The sequence below is a fragment of the Streptococcus sp. AM43-2AT genome (assembly GCF_003603405.1).
In the GTDB taxonomy this organism is placed as follows: Bacteria; Bacillota; Bacilli; order Lactobacillales; family Streptococcaceae; genus Streptococcus; species Streptococcus ilei.
In genome coordinates this window covers 182,938-198,234 of record NZ_QTND01000004.1, presented here as the reverse complement: position 1 = coordinate 198,234, position 15,297 = coordinate 182,938, and the positions used below count along the sequence as shown (strand labels likewise).

Sequence of the window (15,297 nt, the reverse complement as noted above, 5' to 3'; positions counted from 1 at the left end):
AAAGAAAGGAGGAGCGAAGAAGTAAGAACCAACTGCTGACTCGCTCCTTTTTGCAGGTGAAAGTAATGACCATTGCAACGATTGATATCGGAGGGACTGGCATTAAGTTTGCTAGTCTGACTCCTGATGGAAAGATTTTAGATAAGACCAGTACCCCAACTCCAGAGACTCTAGAAGATTTGTTGGCTTGGTTGGACCAACGCTTGTCAGAACAGGACTATCGCGGGATTGCTATGAGTGTGCCAGGTGCGGTCAATCAAGAGACAGGTGTCATTGAGGGGATTAGTGCCATTCCTTATATTCATGGTTTTTCATGGTATGAGGCCCTTGCTCATCATCAGCTACCTGTCCATCTAGAAAATGATGCTAACTGTGTTGGACTTAGTGAACTGCTAGCTCATCCCGAGATTGAAAATGCAGCTTGTGTTGTCATTGGTACAGGAATCGGTGGGGCTATGATTATTAATGGGAAACTTCACCGAGGCCGTCATGGTTTAGGTGGTGAATTTGGCTACATGACAACCATCGAACCAGCAGAAAAACTCAACAACTGGTCGCAACTAGCGTCAACTGGAAATATGGTACGATACGTGATTGAAAAATCTGGTCAGACTGACTGGGACGGACGCAAGATTTACCAAGAGGCTGCAGCAGGCAATGTCCTTTGTCAAGAAGCTATTGAGCGTATGAACCGCAATCTTGCTCAAGGACTACTCAATATCCAGTACCTGATCGACCCAGATGTCATTAGCCTAGGTGGTTCTATCAGTCAGAACCCAGATTTTATCAACGGGGTGCAAAAAGCAGTAGATGCTTTTGTGGAAAGATATGAAGAATATACAATTGCACCAGTCATCCAAGCCTGCACCTATCAGGCAGATGCTAATCTCTACGGTGCTCTTGTCAACTGGTTACAGGAGGAAAACCAATGGTAAGTTTTACAGGACTTAGTCCCAAACAAGCGAAAGCTATTGAGGTATTAAAAAATCGCATTTCTCTACCAGATGTAGAAGTGGCAGTCGCTCAGTCTGACCAAGCTTCTATCTCTATCAAGGGTGAGGGCGGAGAATATCAATTGACTTATCGCAAACCTCACCAACTCTATCGCGCCTTGTCTGTTCTAGCAACAGCTTTAGAAGAAGGTGACAAGGTGGAGATTGAGGAGCAAGCGGCTTATGAAGAGTTGGCCTATATGGCGGATTGTTCCCGTAATGCTGTAATGAATGTCGCCTCTGCCAAGCAGATGATTGAAGTCTTGGCTCTCATGGGTTATTCAACTTTTGAGCTTTATATGGAAGATACCTATCAGATTGAGGGGCAACCTTATTTTGGTTATTTCCGTGGAGCATACTCAGCTGAAGAATTACAGGAAATCGAAGCTTACGCCCAGCAGTTTGATATGACCTTTGTTCCTTGTATTCAGACCTTGGCTCACTTATCAGCCTTTGTCAAATGGGGTGTCAGAGAAGTCCAGCAACTTCGTGATGTAGAGGACATTCTCCTCATTGGCGAAGAAAAGGTTTATGACCTGATTGATGGCATGTTTGCGACGCTATCTAAGCTACAGACTCGCAAGGTCAATATCGGAATGGACGAAGCTCACCTAGTTGGTTTGGGACGCTACCTCATCCTAAACGGTGTGGTTGATCGTAGTCTCCTTATGTGCCAACACTTGGAGCGCGTGCTGGATATCGCAGACAAGTATGGTTTCCACTGCCAGATGTGGAGCGATATGTTCTTCAAGCTCATGTCAGCAGATGGTCAGTATGACCGCGATGTGGAGATTCCAGAGGAAACACGTGTTTATCTAGACCGTCTCAAAGACCGTGTGACTTTGGTTTACTGGGATTATTACCAAGATAGTGAGGAAAAATACAACCGGAACTTCCGTAACCACCACAAGATTAGCCAGGATATCGCCTTTGCAGGTGGTGCTTGGAAGTGGATTGGTTTCACGCCTCATAACCATTTCAGTCGTCTCATCGCAGTCGAAGCTAATAAAGCCTGCCGTGCCAATCAAATCAAAGAAGTCATTGTGACTGGTTGGGGAGATAATGGTGGTGAAACAGCCCAGTTCTCTATTTTACCGAGCTTGCAAATCTGGGCAGAACTCAGCTATCGTAATGATTTAGAACGCTTGTCTGCTCACTTAAAGACCAATACAGGTCTATCAGCTGAGGACTTTATGCAGCTGGATTTGGCCAACCTCTTACCATATCTACCAGACAATCTCAGTGGCATCAATCCTAACCGCTATGTCTTTTATCAAGATGTTCTTTGCCCAATCCTTGACAAGCACATGACTCCTGAACAGGACAAACCCCACTTTGCTAAGGCAGCTGAGATTCTGTCTGACATTAAAGAAAAAGCTGGAGTCTACGCTTATCTCTTTGAGACTCAGGCTCAGTTGAATGCTATTTTAAGTAGTAAAGTAGATGTAGGACGCCGCATTCGGGAAGCTTATCAAGCAGATGATAAAGAGAGTTTGCAACAAATCGCCAGAGAAGAATTGCCAAAACTCAGAAGCCAGATTGAAACCTTCCACAAACTCTTTAGCCAGCAATGGTTGAAAGAAAACAAGGTCTTTGGTTTGGATACAGTAGATATCCGTATGGGTGGGCTCTTGCAACGGATTAAGCGAGCAGAAAGCCGTATTGAAAACTACCTAGCAGGTGAAATCTCTCGTATCGACGAACTAGAAGTAGAGATCTTGCCATTTAATGATTTCTACGGAGATAAGGACTTCGCAGCCACAACAGCCAACCAGTGGCATACCATTGCGACAGCTTCGACCATTTATACGACCTAATCCAAAAGGCTGTCTTTAAAGAAAATGCTGTTGAAGGAGGAGAAAGATGTCCGATGGAGACATTTCTTCTCCTTTTTTCTCCATTTTTAAGGCTATGTCATAAATTTGTAGAATTTTTTCTATAATTAGGAGTTTGAAAAAGTTTTCATAGAGTTTTATAATAAAAAATGTAAACGTTACCAAAAAAATAAAATGACAAAGGGGGGAGTCAGATGAAAAAGTTTGTTAAGACCTTGAGAGAAAATCTTATTTTCTTCTTGATGGTTTTACCAGGTGCAGCGTGGTTGATTTTATTCTTCTACATACCTGTTTTGGGAAACGTTGTCGCATTTAAAGACTATCATATCACCGGAGAGGGATTTATTGATAGTGTAATGAAGAGTAAGTGGGTAGGATTTGACAACTTCAAATTCCTCTTTAGTTCTAAAGATGCTTATATTATTACAAGAAATACCGTCCTTTACAACCTAGCCTTTATTTTCTTGGGCTTGATTGTTTCCGTTGGGATTGCCATCATCTTTAGTGAAATGCGTTCCAAACGGTTGGTTAAAGTGTTTCAAACATCAATGTTGTTCCCCTATTTCTTGTCATGGGTTATCATCAGCTTCTTTACAGATGCCTTCTTAAACGTCGATAAAGGCTTGATTAACCATATCTTAACATCACTTGGGATGAAAGGAATCAACTTCTATACAGAGGTTGCCATTTGGCCAGCGCTTCTCCTCTTCTTAGGAATCTGGAAAGGCTTTGGTTATAGCAGTGTTATGTACTATGCAACCATCATGGGAATTGATCCAACCTTCTACGAAGCAGCAACAGTGGATGGAGCATCTAAGTGGCAGCGAATTCGCCACATTACCATTCCTCAGTTGGCTTCCTTGATTACGGTTTTGACCATCCTTGCCATCGGAAATATCTTCCGTGCTGACTTTGGATTGTTCTACCAAATCCCACATAACTCAGGTGCTCTTTACAGTGTGACAAACGTAATTGATGTCTATGTCTACAACGGACTTGCTAAATCAGGGGATATTGCGATGGCTGCAGCGGCTGGTCTTTACCAATCAGTTGTCGGATTGATTCTCGTTTTACTTTCTAATATTGTAGCACGTCGGATTGATAAGAATGCAGCGCTCTTTTAGAAAGGAGGATACCATGGCAAAATCAAAAATTAAAAAAGAAAAAGTTGATAATGTTGGGATCCACTCCTTCAGTAAGAAAGCAGACATCTTCTTTAGTAGCATCGTCGGCTTGGTTGCGCTATCCTGTATCTTACCCTTCATCTTCGTTGTCATGATTTCCTTGACAGATGAACAAAGTTTGGCAATTCACGGCTTCCAATTTTGGCCTGCTAAATTCGGTGCAGATGGCTATCTTTTCCTTGTTCAATTTAAGGATAAGATTCTTCAAGCCCTCTTCATTACCCTGTTTGTAACGATTGTAGGGACAGCATGTAATGTCTTTATTACAACGACCTACGCCTACGCGATCTCTCGTAGAACCTTTAAGTACAGAAACTTCTTTACTGTCTTTGCCCTCTTGAGCATGCTCTTTAGTGCAGGGATGGTACCAGGATATATCGTTACTACTCAGTTGCTTCATTTAGGAGATACCGTTGGAGCCCTCATCATTCCAATGTTATTGAGTCCTTTTAACATCATCTTGATGCGGACCTTCTTCAAACGGACAATCCCAGAAGCCATTCTTGAGTCTGCTCGGATAGATGGAGCGAGTGAAACACGGATCTTCTTCCAGATCTGTTTGCCACTTTCTCTCCCAGGAATTGCGACCATCAGTCTCTTCACAGCCCTCGGCTTCTGGAATGACTGGTTCAACGCCCTCCTCTACATCAAGAGTGAAAATCTCTATCCCCTTCAATACTTGCTGATGCAAATCCAAAATAATATGGATTACATTTCTAAATCAGTCGGTGCATCTAGTCAAATCGCTGGTGCGGTCCAATCCCTTCCTAAGGAAACTGGACGGATGGCCATGGTGGTGGTGGCAACAGTTCCAATCGCTATCCTCTATCCATTCTTCCAACGTTACTTTGTAAAAGGATTGACCATCGGTGGTGTTAAAGAGTAAGCAACTCTTGTTCATCCACCCTTCATAATGTTAATAAAGAAAAATAAAAAAGGAGTTTTTCTCATGAAAAATTGGAAAAAATATGCTTTAGCTTCTGCTAGCGTTCTCGCACTTGGAGCAACTCTTGCTGCTTGTGGTAACTTGACAGGTGATAACCAAAAATCATCTAAGAGTGAAGATGGTAAAACAGTTATCAAAATGTACCAAATCGGTGACAAACCTGATAACTTGGATACTTTGTTAGAAAATGCTAACAAGATCATCGAAGAAAAAGCTGGTGTTAAATTAGACATCCAATACCTTGGTTGGGGTGACTATGACAAGAAGATGAACGTTATCATTTCATCTGGTGAAAACTACGATATTGCCTTTGCAAACAACTATGTCATCAACGCTCAAAAAGGTGCTTATGCTGACTTGACAGACTTGTATAAGAAAGAAGGGAAAGAGCTTTATGAAGCACTTGACCCAGCTTATATCAAAGGGAATACTGTAAACGGCAAGATTTATGCTGTTCCAGTTGCAGCTAACGTTGCATCTTCACAAAACTTTGCCTTCAACGGACCACTTCTTGAAAAATATGGTATCGATATTTCAGATGTGAAAGACTACGCTTCACTTGAACCAGTCTTGAAAGCCATCAAAGAAAAAGATCCAAACGTTGTTCCATTCGCAATGAACAAGAGCTACGGTGGACCTTCTGATGACTTCGATTACATTGCAGTAGATGGTCTTCCATTCGTTGTCGATTTGCAAGGTGACACAACTAAGATCGTTGACCGTTACACTATTCCACGTTATGTTGAAAACTTGAAGACTCTTCATAAATACTATGAAGCTGGTTACATTCCAAAAGACGTAGCTACAAGTGACACTGGATATGACCTTTCTCAAGATACTTGGTTGGTACGTGAAGAAACAGTAGGACCTGCTGACTACGGTAACAGCTTGCTTACTCGTGTAGCAAACCGTAAGATTGAAATCAAACCATTCACTCAACTTTACAAGAAAAATAACACTACTCAAGTTGCAAACTTTGTTATCTCAAACAACTCTAAGAACAAAGAAAAAGCAATGGAAGTATTGAACCTCTTGAATACAAACCCAGAACTCTTGAACGGTCTTGTTTACGGACCAGAAGGCAAAAACTGGGAAAAAGTTGAAGGTAAAGAAAACCGTGTAAGAGTCTTGGATGGCTACAACGGAAACACTCACATGTCTGGATGGAACACTGGTAACAACTGGATTCTTTACATCAACGAAAACGTAACGGATGAGCAAATTGAACAATCTAAGAAAGATTTGGAAACTGCAAAAGAATCTCCAGCGCTTGGATTCATCTTCAACACTGAAAATGTGAAATCAGAAATCACTGCCCTCACAAACACTTTGAACCAATTCACAAGTGCTATCAATACAGGTACAGTAGATCCTGAAGTTGAAATTCCTAAGATGCTTGAAAAATTGAAATCAGAAGGTGCCTACCAAAAAGTATTGGATGAAATTCAAAAACAATACGATGAGTACCTTGCTGCTAAGAAATAAGCTAACAATACTTGCTTAAGTCTATTAAAAGACTTTGAGGTCTTCGTACTTCAAAGTCTTTTCTGTTGATGATTTAGAATCGAAAGCATCAGGGGAAATGTGCTATAATAAAGGGTATAATCATCATTTGTACTAGGGAAACTATACTAACTTGATGGAAGTTCCCCTCTACAGCAAATGAATATGGAGACAAATTATGGGAAGAATGATTGAATTTATTTTTACAAGAGTCTACTTAGCCATGCTGGCAACAGGAATTTTTTGGGCGCTAACTTTTTGTGGGGGAATCTTATTTGGATTTGGGCCAGCTAGCGCAACGATTATGAGTCTATATGCTGAACATGGATCTGATTACAAGCAATATGGTTGGTCTGAAGCTTGGTCCCTCTATAAAGAAAACTTCCGTCCTGCCAACCAGGTTTTCTATACATTTTTTTTGATTGAAGCCATTCTTGTTTATGGTATGTATCTGATGATTCAATTGCCCCACTTGTCCCTATTTCAGATTTTTATCTTATTGGTCAATTTGATTTTCTTGTTGGTAGCTCCCTTGACTTTTGCAGTCTACCTCAAGCTTCAGGTCCATTTTGAGTTGTCCTATCTCAATAGCTTGAAGTTGAGCTTTATTGGTGCTTTTCTTGATATTCGTGCAGTGACGAAGTTTCTCTTGGGGACCTTTCTTCTTGGGGTTGTCACCCATTTTGTTCCAGCTTTATTTTTCTTTGTTTTACTGGGCTTGTGGCATTTCTTTGTCAATGATATTTTTCAACCCGTCTATGAAACAATTCGGTCTAAAGTGGTTTCTTAATTATGAAAAAAATATGGTTAGCAACACTTTTGAAATTCTATGCCTATATCATGGTCGGGATTATCACGACCTTAGGTGTGACGGTTTCTTTGATTTATTGGCATAATCAGAAGGCAGAGACAGATCGAATCGCTCAGTTGATTTCCTCTCGCTTGACTGCTGAGGTAGAGGATATTTATAAGAGATCTTCTCAATGGGGGAAGAGTCTGGTTGAAAATCCAGCCAAACTTGAAGGTGTTTATAAATATTTTTCCTTGACACCTTCTGAATACGAAAGTTGGCGACTGGATCATTATTTTTCCAACTATATTCAAGTCTCCCTGCACCGCAATGTTGAGACTCTTTACTTGGAACACGACGCCCTGGATGAAATTGATTTGGTGTTAAATGACTACACAACGGTCTTTGTCTCCAGTAAGAATAAAAAAGGAGGGCAACAAGTTCCAGCGGATCAATACGTGGCTAGTTCACAAGCGATTCCAGTTTCCTTGACGGATGTTACGACTGGCGAAGATATTGGACTGGCTTATATTAAAATCAATCCGGCGCTTTTAGATTCTGTTGTCGACAATATTCAAGACACGATTCCAGTTGCCGTCCAGATTTATAATCCCTTGGGGAAGGTTTTTTACCACAGGGGAGACATCAATCCAGAAGATCATAGTCAGTGGATTGTGCGGGATACTGCTTACGGTTATCAAATCTGGGTTGGGATTCCGACCTCTTACACGGTTCGAACAGCCTTATTTAGTTTTACCTGGATGATTTCGGTCGCCTTAATCCTGGTCTTAGTCTTGTATCTTTTGCTTCAACGAATTTTCCGTAATTACCAAAGACAAGTTTTGGATTTGGTAGATACCATGGAAGCCATCAGCCAGGGGGATTCTGAGCGACGGATCAATGTGGATACCAAAGAGCAGGAGCTCCTCCTAGTTGCAGAAATGACCAATACCATGTTGGACAATATGGACAAGTCTATTCGGGATATCTATCAGCTACAACTGAGCCAAAAAGATGCCAATATGAAGGCCTTACAAGCGCAGATTAATCCGCATTTCATGTATAATACCATGGAGTTTATTCGCATGTATGCAGTCATGCAGGATCAAGAAGAATTAGCCGATATTATTTACGAATTCAGCAGTCTCCTTCGAAACAATATTTCAGAGGAGAAAGAGACGACCATAGAAAATGAGTTGGAATTTTGTAGAAAATACAGCTATCTCTGTATGGTACGTTATCCAAAATCGATTGCCTATGGCTTTAAAATTGAACCCGGTCTGGAAGAGATGATTATTCCGAAGTTTACTCTTCAGCCACTAGTGGAAAATTATTTTGTTCATGGAGTTGATCACAAACGCAAGGACAATGTCATTAGTATCAAAGTCCGTCGTGTTGGAGAAGCTGTGGAGATTCGTGTTCAGGACAACGGGAGAGGAATGGAACCGAACCAGTTGCAACGGATCCAACAAATATTGAGTCATAGGGATCCTCGAGAAGAAGTAGAAGAGAGTAAGGAACGACAATCAATTGGGATTGTCAATGTCCACGAGCGTTTCCTTCTCTACTTTGGGGATCGTTACCACATTCAAATTACATCAGAAAAAGGAAAAGGTGTCCTCTATACGATTACCATCGAGGACACTTAAGAGGAAGAAATCGTGTATAAAGTCTTATTGGTTGACGATGAATATATGATTACTGAGGGGTTGAAAAAACTGATTCCCTTTGAAAAATGGGACATGGAGGTTGTGTACACAGCAGAGGATGCGGATCAGGCCTTGGCTTATGTTGCGGATTATCCAGTAGATATCGTGATTACGGATGTCAATATGCCAGGAAAAACTGGTCTGGAAATGATTGATCAAATGCAGTCCATTCTTCCCCATGCAGCTTATATCATTATGTCAGGTTACCAAGATTTTGCTTATGTAAAAAAAGCCTTAAACCTCCGGGTAGCAGACTATCTGTTAAAGCCTGTCAATAAGGTGGAGTTGGGGAATATCCTAGAAAAATTATCTCAAACTCTGAAAAACCCAGATCAAGAGACGGCCAATCGGCTCCTTCATGAAGATTGGTCAGAAGAAGAGTTTGAGCAGGCCATCCGAGGAAGAAAGCAACTCTGGATTGGAGTGGATAAGGAAAGGAAAGGCTTTGCCAGTTCGTCTTATCAGGTCTTGGGACAAAATCTTCAACTCTATCTTTCAGATGAGGATGAGGGGGCTTTCCTACAGCGTCGTTTCCAAGCACCTTATAAGGAACATTTTCAACAATTTAAAGAGCTTGTTGAACGAAGTCTATTTTATGGGGATCTCCCTTTGGAAGAAGAAGATGGCGTCTTTAATTACTACGAACCCATCTACCGTGTCATCATCCAGGGGAATATCCAACAGATTTTAGAGGAGTTGAACTGGTTGGAGGAAACCGTGAAAAGCCATACTCCAAAAGTGGCGATAGCCAAGCAACTCTTTATTCAGTTTATTATGGATGTCTTTCATTTATTTGAACACTTGCATGGAGATGACCTGACAGAAGTTGTGAAAACTGTTCATGAGACAACGACTTTCGAGGATCTTGTTACCTGCGTTCGGAACCAATTGGAGAATTTCTTCTCTCAATATCGAATGAACAATAATGTGGCGACTGTCTTGGAAGTTATCGGACGTGACTATCGGAAGGAACTGTCGCTCAAGGATATCAGCAAAGATCTCTATATCAATCCCGTTTATTTAGGACAATTGATTAAACGTGAGACCAATTCCACCTTTGCTGAGCTCTTGAATAAACAACGGATCAAAGCGGCCCAACAGTTACTTTTATCCACAACTGAAAGTATTGAAGATATTTGCTATGAAGTAGGCTACAGTAATGTCGGTTACTTTTACAAGGTTTTCCGCAAGTTGTGTGGCAAGTCGCCCAAAGCCTACCGTCAACAAATCGGCGTAGAGGAAAGTGACTAATCTATAAACATAAAAAAAGACCCTCCATTTGTCAATCAATGGAGGGTGTTTGTTAGTTGTTTCTTCCAACCAAAATAGTGGCAGAAATCGTGATGTGAGTCAAATCGCTCCAGTCGATTTGAGATGCATCGACATGAAAGAGGAGAGGCGTCATGCTCAGAAGAGCCTCCCGCAATGCTGGTGTGAGTTCGAAAGTTTCCTGGCAATGGAGGCTTTGTTCAACCGTAAAATGATCAGAGAAATGTCGAATAATCTGCTCATTGGAATAATCGGCCTGATCGAGGTGCTCCTTAACCTTCTGACGAATTTCTTGCAGATGGCTTGGTGTTGGGATAACCTTAATAAGGCGACCGTCTGGGGCCAGGATCCGTTTAAATTCCTGATAGTTCGCTGGCGAAAAGATGTCTAGAAGAAGGTCCATACTCTGGTCTAAAAGAGGGAGGCGAGCTAGGTCCCCGACAAACCACTTGACCTTCCATTCATGGTCGCTCTTAGCAGCCAGCTGGATCGATTCCTTAGACAAATCAAAGGCGTAAAAGGAATGGTCTGGATACCGTTCTTGTAAGATGCGAGAATAGTACCCTTCCCCGCAACCAATATCTAAAATGTTGGATGGATGGTCCAGTGGAGACAAGCATTCTGATAGGGTAGTAAGGATATGGTCGTAGAAGCCGTTCTCTAAAACTAGTTGCCGGTTTTGGAAACTCTCCTTGTCATAGTCCTTAGAGGGCTTCACTTGTGGAGCCAAGTTCACATAGCCAAACTTAGCAAGGTCAAAGGAGTGACGGTTGGGACAAGTCAAGCTTTGTTGGACCAGGTCAAGGGCTTCCTGACAGATGGGACAGGCAAAAGCTGTTGCGGTCTGAAATCGTTGTAATTTTGGTTTGATCGTCATGATACTTCTAGTGTACCAAAAAACCTCTGAAAGTCATAGTTTCAGAGGTCTTCTTTTTAATAAGTCAAGACAAAGTATTTTTTCTTCCCACGGCGGATAACAGTGAGTTCGTTCTCTAACTTATCTGCATCACTTAAGACATAGTCAAGATCTTGGATGCGGTCACCGTTGACGTAGATAGCTCCGTTTTGTACGTCTTCACGGGCTTGGCGTTTTGAGTTAACTACGCCAGATGATACGAGCAATTCTACGATGTTGTGGTTTTCGTCTGCTTGTACTTGGTAGTTTGGCACACCACGAAGTCCTTGTTTGAGTTCTTTGACAGAAAGGCTTTTGATGTTTCCTGCAAAGAGTTGCTCAGTGATGTTAAGGGCTTCTTTGTAGGCTTCTTCTCCGTGAACCAGAGTCACGACTTCACGAGCAAGGACTTTTTGAGCCAAGCGTTCGTGTGGAGCTGCTTCGAATTGTTTGCGGATTTCTTCAATCTCATCCAGTGACAAGAAGGTAAAGATTTTCAAGAAGCGAACTGCGTCAGCGTCCATGACGTTCATCCAGAATTGGTACATTTCGTATGGAGAAGTCTTTTCTGGGTTGAGCCAAACAGCATTCCCTTCAGATTTACCGAATTTCTTACCAGTTGCATCTGTGATGAGGGGCACAGTGATAACGTGACCAGTCTTGTCAGCCTTCCGACGAAGCAACTCAGTACCAGCTGTCATATTTCCCCATTGGTCAGAACCACCGATTTGCAGAGTGACATTGTGGTCTTGGTTGAGGACAAAGAAGTCGTAGCCTTGCATGATTTGGTAGGCAAATTCAGTGTAAGAAATCCCTGTTTCAATTCGTTTCTTCACAGATTCCTTGCTCATCATGTAGTTGACAGTAAAGTATTTTCCGATGTCGCGAAGGAAGTCAATGAAGCTGATGCTGCCAAACCAGTCATAGTTGTTGACCATGACAGCCTTGTTTTCCCCATTTTCAAAATCTAAAAAACGAGACAATTGCCCTTGGATAGAAGTGACCCAACCGTCTACAGTCTCCTTAGTTTGTAAACTGCGCTCGGCATCTTTGAAAGAAGGGTCTCCAATGAGTCCGGTCGCACCACCGACAAGCGCATAAGGTTTGTGGCCTGCCAATTGTAAGCGACGACTGGTCAAGATGGCAACAAGGTGCCCAAGGTGCAAACTATCAGCAGTTGGATCGTAGCCAGTATAATACGATACTTGTCCTTCTTCTAGGGCTTTACGCAAAGTATCTTCGTCAGTCGTTTGGAAAATCAAACCACGTTCTTTTAGCTCATCAAAAATGTGCATCGTTCTCTCCTTTTCTAAGCTACTGGCCAGATCGATGAAAACAGTCCAGTATCTGTATGGTTTCTCTCTATTTTACCATAATGACTTGAAATAGCAATGAATGGACGAAAAAAATCCAATTGGAAACAGTGTTCTCAACTTTAGGAATTGAAAAGAAAGTAGTCCATTTGGTATAATAGGAAGGACAAGGAGAAATAGAGTGAGTCAAATGAGAGAATTTTTTACAAAGTGCGGGAAGAAAATAAAAGGCTTCTTTGCCAAAATGACTGTTGAAGTCAATGAGAAAGAAAACAAGGAGGGCTGGTCATTAGGAGATTTCGTAGCGACAGTTCTCCGAACCATGAAGCTCCTTTGGGATGTGCTACTAGTGTTTGCTTTAGGTGGCCTCTTGTTTGGAGCAGGGATTGCGATTGGCTATGCGGCCAGTCTATTTAATGCGACAGAAACACCGGATCCAACACAGCTGGTTCAACAAGTACGAAACATTTCCAGTGTTTCAAAGATTTCCTACTCAGATGGGAGTGTCATTTCTGATATTGACAGTGACCTCATTCGGATTCCTGTTCAAAAGGATGCGATTTCGGACAATGTTAAAAAGGCCGTCATTGCCACAGAAGATGAGAATTTTAACAGCCATAACGGGGTTGTTCCAAAAGCAGTAATCCGGGCTACCTTGGGTTCAGTTGCTGGAGTAGGGTCCTCTAGTGGGGGTTCGACTTTGACCCAACAGTTGATCAAACAACAAGTTGTGGGAGATGCACCGACCTTCTCACGGAAAGCTGCGGAGATTATCGATGCCCTTGCTCTTGAGCGGGTAATGGATAAGGACGAAATTTTAACGACCTACCTCAATGTATCTCCATTTGGTCGAAACAACCGTGGACAAAATATTGCTGGAGTAGAAGCGGCAGCTCAAGGGATTTTTGGAGTTTCTGCCAAAGACTTGACCATTCCACAGGCGGCCTTTATTGCTGGTTTGCCACAGAGCCCAATTGTCTACTCACCTTATGCTTCTGATGGAAGTCTCAAAACTCCAGAAAATCAAGCTTTAGGCTTGGATCGGGCAAAGGATGTCTTGTACAATATGTATCGGACAGGGGCTATCACTAAGGAAGAGTACGACCAATATAGTCAATATGATTTAAGTAAGGATTTCCTTCCGTCAAATGGCATCGAGAAGACGCCACACGACTACTTGTATTTCCAAGCCGTCAGTGAAGCGGAAGAAGCCATGTATGAGTATTTAATCAAGAGAGACAACGTCTCTAGCCACGACCTAAAAAACAATTCGACCGTTAAATCTTATCAAGAGTTGGCGAAGAAAGAATTGAGAGAGGGTGGCTATACGGTCCAAACCACTATTAACAAAGCTATCTACAATGCCATGCAAGACGCCGTTGCCAATTATGGAGGCATCTTGGACGATGGAACAGGTACGGTAGAAGTAGGGAATGTCCTTATGGACAACCGAACAGGGGCTATTCTTGGCTTTGTTGGGGGACGGAATTTTGACGGGAATCAAAATAACCATGCTTTTGACACAGAGCGTTCTCCAGGGTCTACCATTAAACCCTTGCTAGCTTATGGAATTGCCATTGACCAAGGCTTGATGGGAAGCAATAGTATCCTCTCCAATTACCCAACCAACTTCTCTAGTGGAGAGCCAATTATGCACGTGGATAATCGAGGGACTGGGATGATGGACCTCAGAGAGGCCCTCAACACCTCATGGAATATCCCAGCTTATTGGACCTATCGTACTCTTCGTGAAAAGGGTGTCGATGTCCCAGGCTATATGGAAAAAATGGGCTACGACATCGCTGAGTATGGGATTGAAAGTCTGCCAATGGGAGGCGGAATCGAAGTAAGCGTTGCTCAACATACAAATGGTTATCAAACCCTTGCCAATAATGGGAATTACCAAAAGCGCTACATGATTGAAAAAATCATGGATCGAGATGGGAAAGTTGTTTACCAGCATGAAAGCAAGCCAACACGGGTTTATTCAGCGGCAGCTGCGACCATCATGCAAGATCTGTTAAGAGGGGTCATCAGTTCTGGTGCGACTACGACCTTTAAGAGCCGGATTAGCCAGGTCAATCCAACCCTTGCAAATGCTGATTGGATTGGAAAAACCGGAACCACCAATGAGAATGGAGATATGTGGCTCATGCTTTCTACTCCAAATCTCACCTTAGGTGGCTGGATTGGACACGATAACAATGCTTCCATGGCTCCGTTGACAGGATACAATAATAACGCAAGTTACATGGCCTATTTAGCAAATGCCATCTATCAGGCGGATCCAAATGCTTGGGGAGTGCAAGACCGCTTCACTCTAGATAGCAGTGTCATTTCATCTACTGTCCTGAAATCTACCGGACAACGACCTGGTCGTGTCAATGTCAATGGTCGTGATATCGATCTGTCAGGTGCAACGGTTACGAGCTATTGGGCTAAAAATGGCGCTCCACAAACGACCTATCGCTTCGCGATTGGTGGATCAGATAGTGATTATGCTAGTGCCTGGGCTGGAATCTTAGGCGGTTCAGGGGGTACTTCCAATGGAAATCGAAATACCAACCGGACAAGCAGTTCAAACACGACAAGTAGTTCGAACACGACAAGCAGTTCATCATCTAGTGGTCAAAACCGATAAAAATCATTAGGGGCAATACCATAAAATCGTTTTCATGTCTAGAGAAAACCTTGTGTTTTTTGTGAAAATACGATATAATAAGAACAAGTAATTTGTCGTGCGCTTTATTTGAAATATTGTCCAAATAGAAGCTTACAGCAGTTAAATCAAACTTTATAAAAGTCGATTTAGCTGCTCTTTTTGTGCCTATTTTTAGAAAAAACTGGGTTTGTTACACAAA

General features: G+C 42.3%; 11 protein-coding genes. 9 read left to right on the top strand and 2 right to left on the bottom strand.

The annotated features are described in order from the left end of the window. Nucleotides 1-65: 65 nt before the first annotated feature. The 8 genes from DW930_RS09315 (at nucleotide 66) to DW930_RS09280 (ending at nucleotide 10,210) form a co-directional block, all read left to right on the top strand. The gene (locus tag DW930_RS09315) at nucleotides 66-935 is read left to right on the top strand and encodes an ROK family protein (RefSeq protein WP_123159901.1); all 870 of its coding nucleotides are present in this window, start codon (nucleotides 66-68) and stop codon (nucleotides 933-935) included. Next, nucleotides 929-2,809 (top strand): beta-N-acetylhexosaminidase, encoded by a 1,881-nt coding sequence (locus DW930_RS09310; RefSeq protein WP_123159900.1) that lies wholly within the window; start codon nucleotides 929-931, stop codon nucleotides 2,807-2,809. The genes DW930_RS09315 and DW930_RS09310 overlap by 7 nt, the downstream gene beginning before the upstream one ends. A 212-nt stretch (nucleotides 2,810-3,021) precedes the next feature. Further along, nucleotides 3,022-3,951 (top strand): sugar ABC transporter permease, encoded by a 930-nt coding sequence (locus DW930_RS09305; RefSeq protein ID WP_023022063.1) that lies wholly within the window; start codon nucleotides 3,022-3,024, stop codon nucleotides 3,949-3,951. A 13-nt stretch (nucleotides 3,952-3,964) separates the two neighbouring features. Then, nucleotides 3,965-4,897: a carbohydrate ABC transporter permease gene (locus DW930_RS09300; RefSeq protein ID WP_023022064.1), complete on the top strand. Its 933-nt coding sequence runs from the start codon at nucleotides 3,965-3,967 to the stop codon at nucleotides 4,895-4,897. Nucleotides 4,898-4,960: 63 nt separating this feature from the next. Then, nucleotides 4,961-6,442, top strand: a complete 1,482-nt coding sequence (locus DW930_RS09295; RefSeq protein ID WP_123159899.1) for an ABC transporter substrate-binding protein — start codon at nucleotides 4,961-4,963, stop codon at nucleotides 6,440-6,442. Between the two features lie 196 nt (nucleotides 6,443-6,638). After that, nucleotides 6,639-7,250, top strand: a complete 612-nt coding sequence (locus DW930_RS09290; RefSeq protein WP_123159898.1) for a DUF624 domain-containing protein — start codon at nucleotides 6,639-6,641, stop codon at nucleotides 7,248-7,250. 2 nt (nucleotides 7,251-7,252) lie between these two features. Beyond that, entirely contained in the window at nucleotides 7,253-8,899 is a 1,647-nt protein-coding gene (locus tag DW930_RS09285; protein ID WP_123159897.1) for a sensor histidine kinase, read from the top strand. 12 nt (nucleotides 8,900-8,911) lie between these two features. Then, the gene (locus tag DW930_RS09280) at nucleotides 8,912-10,210 is read left to right on the top strand and encodes a response regulator transcription factor (protein WP_120701365.1); all 1,299 of its coding nucleotides are present in this window, start codon (nucleotides 8,912-8,914) and stop codon (nucleotides 10,208-10,210) included. 52 nt (nucleotides 10,211-10,262) lie between these two features. Here DW930_RS09280 and DW930_RS09275 read toward each other — a convergent pair whose 3' ends face one another. Both DW930_RS09275 and tyrS read right to left on the bottom strand, forming a co-directional pair. After that, nucleotides 10,263-11,105 carry a putative RNA methyltransferase gene (locus tag DW930_RS09275; protein WP_023027550.1) on the bottom strand — a complete coding sequence of 281 codons (843 nt, stop codon included), beginning with the start codon at nucleotides 11,103-11,105 and terminating at the stop codon, nucleotides 10,263-10,265. Nucleotides 11,106-11,161: 56 nt separating this feature from the next. Next, a complete protein-coding gene (gene tyrS, locus DW930_RS09270) occupies nucleotides 11,162-12,418 on the bottom strand; it encodes a tyrosine--tRNA ligase (protein WP_123159896.1) in 1,257 nt (418 codons plus the stop codon). A gap of 208 nt (nucleotides 12,419-12,626) precedes the next feature. Between tyrS and pbp1b the strand changes: the two genes are divergently transcribed. Next, nucleotides 12,627-15,077 carry a penicillin-binding protein PBP1B gene (pbp1b, locus tag DW930_RS09265; RefSeq protein WP_155223262.1) on the top strand — a complete coding sequence of 817 codons (2,451 nt, stop codon included), beginning with the start codon at nucleotides 12,627-12,629 and terminating at the stop codon, nucleotides 15,075-15,077. Nucleotides 15,078-15,297 lie beyond the last annotated feature (220 nt).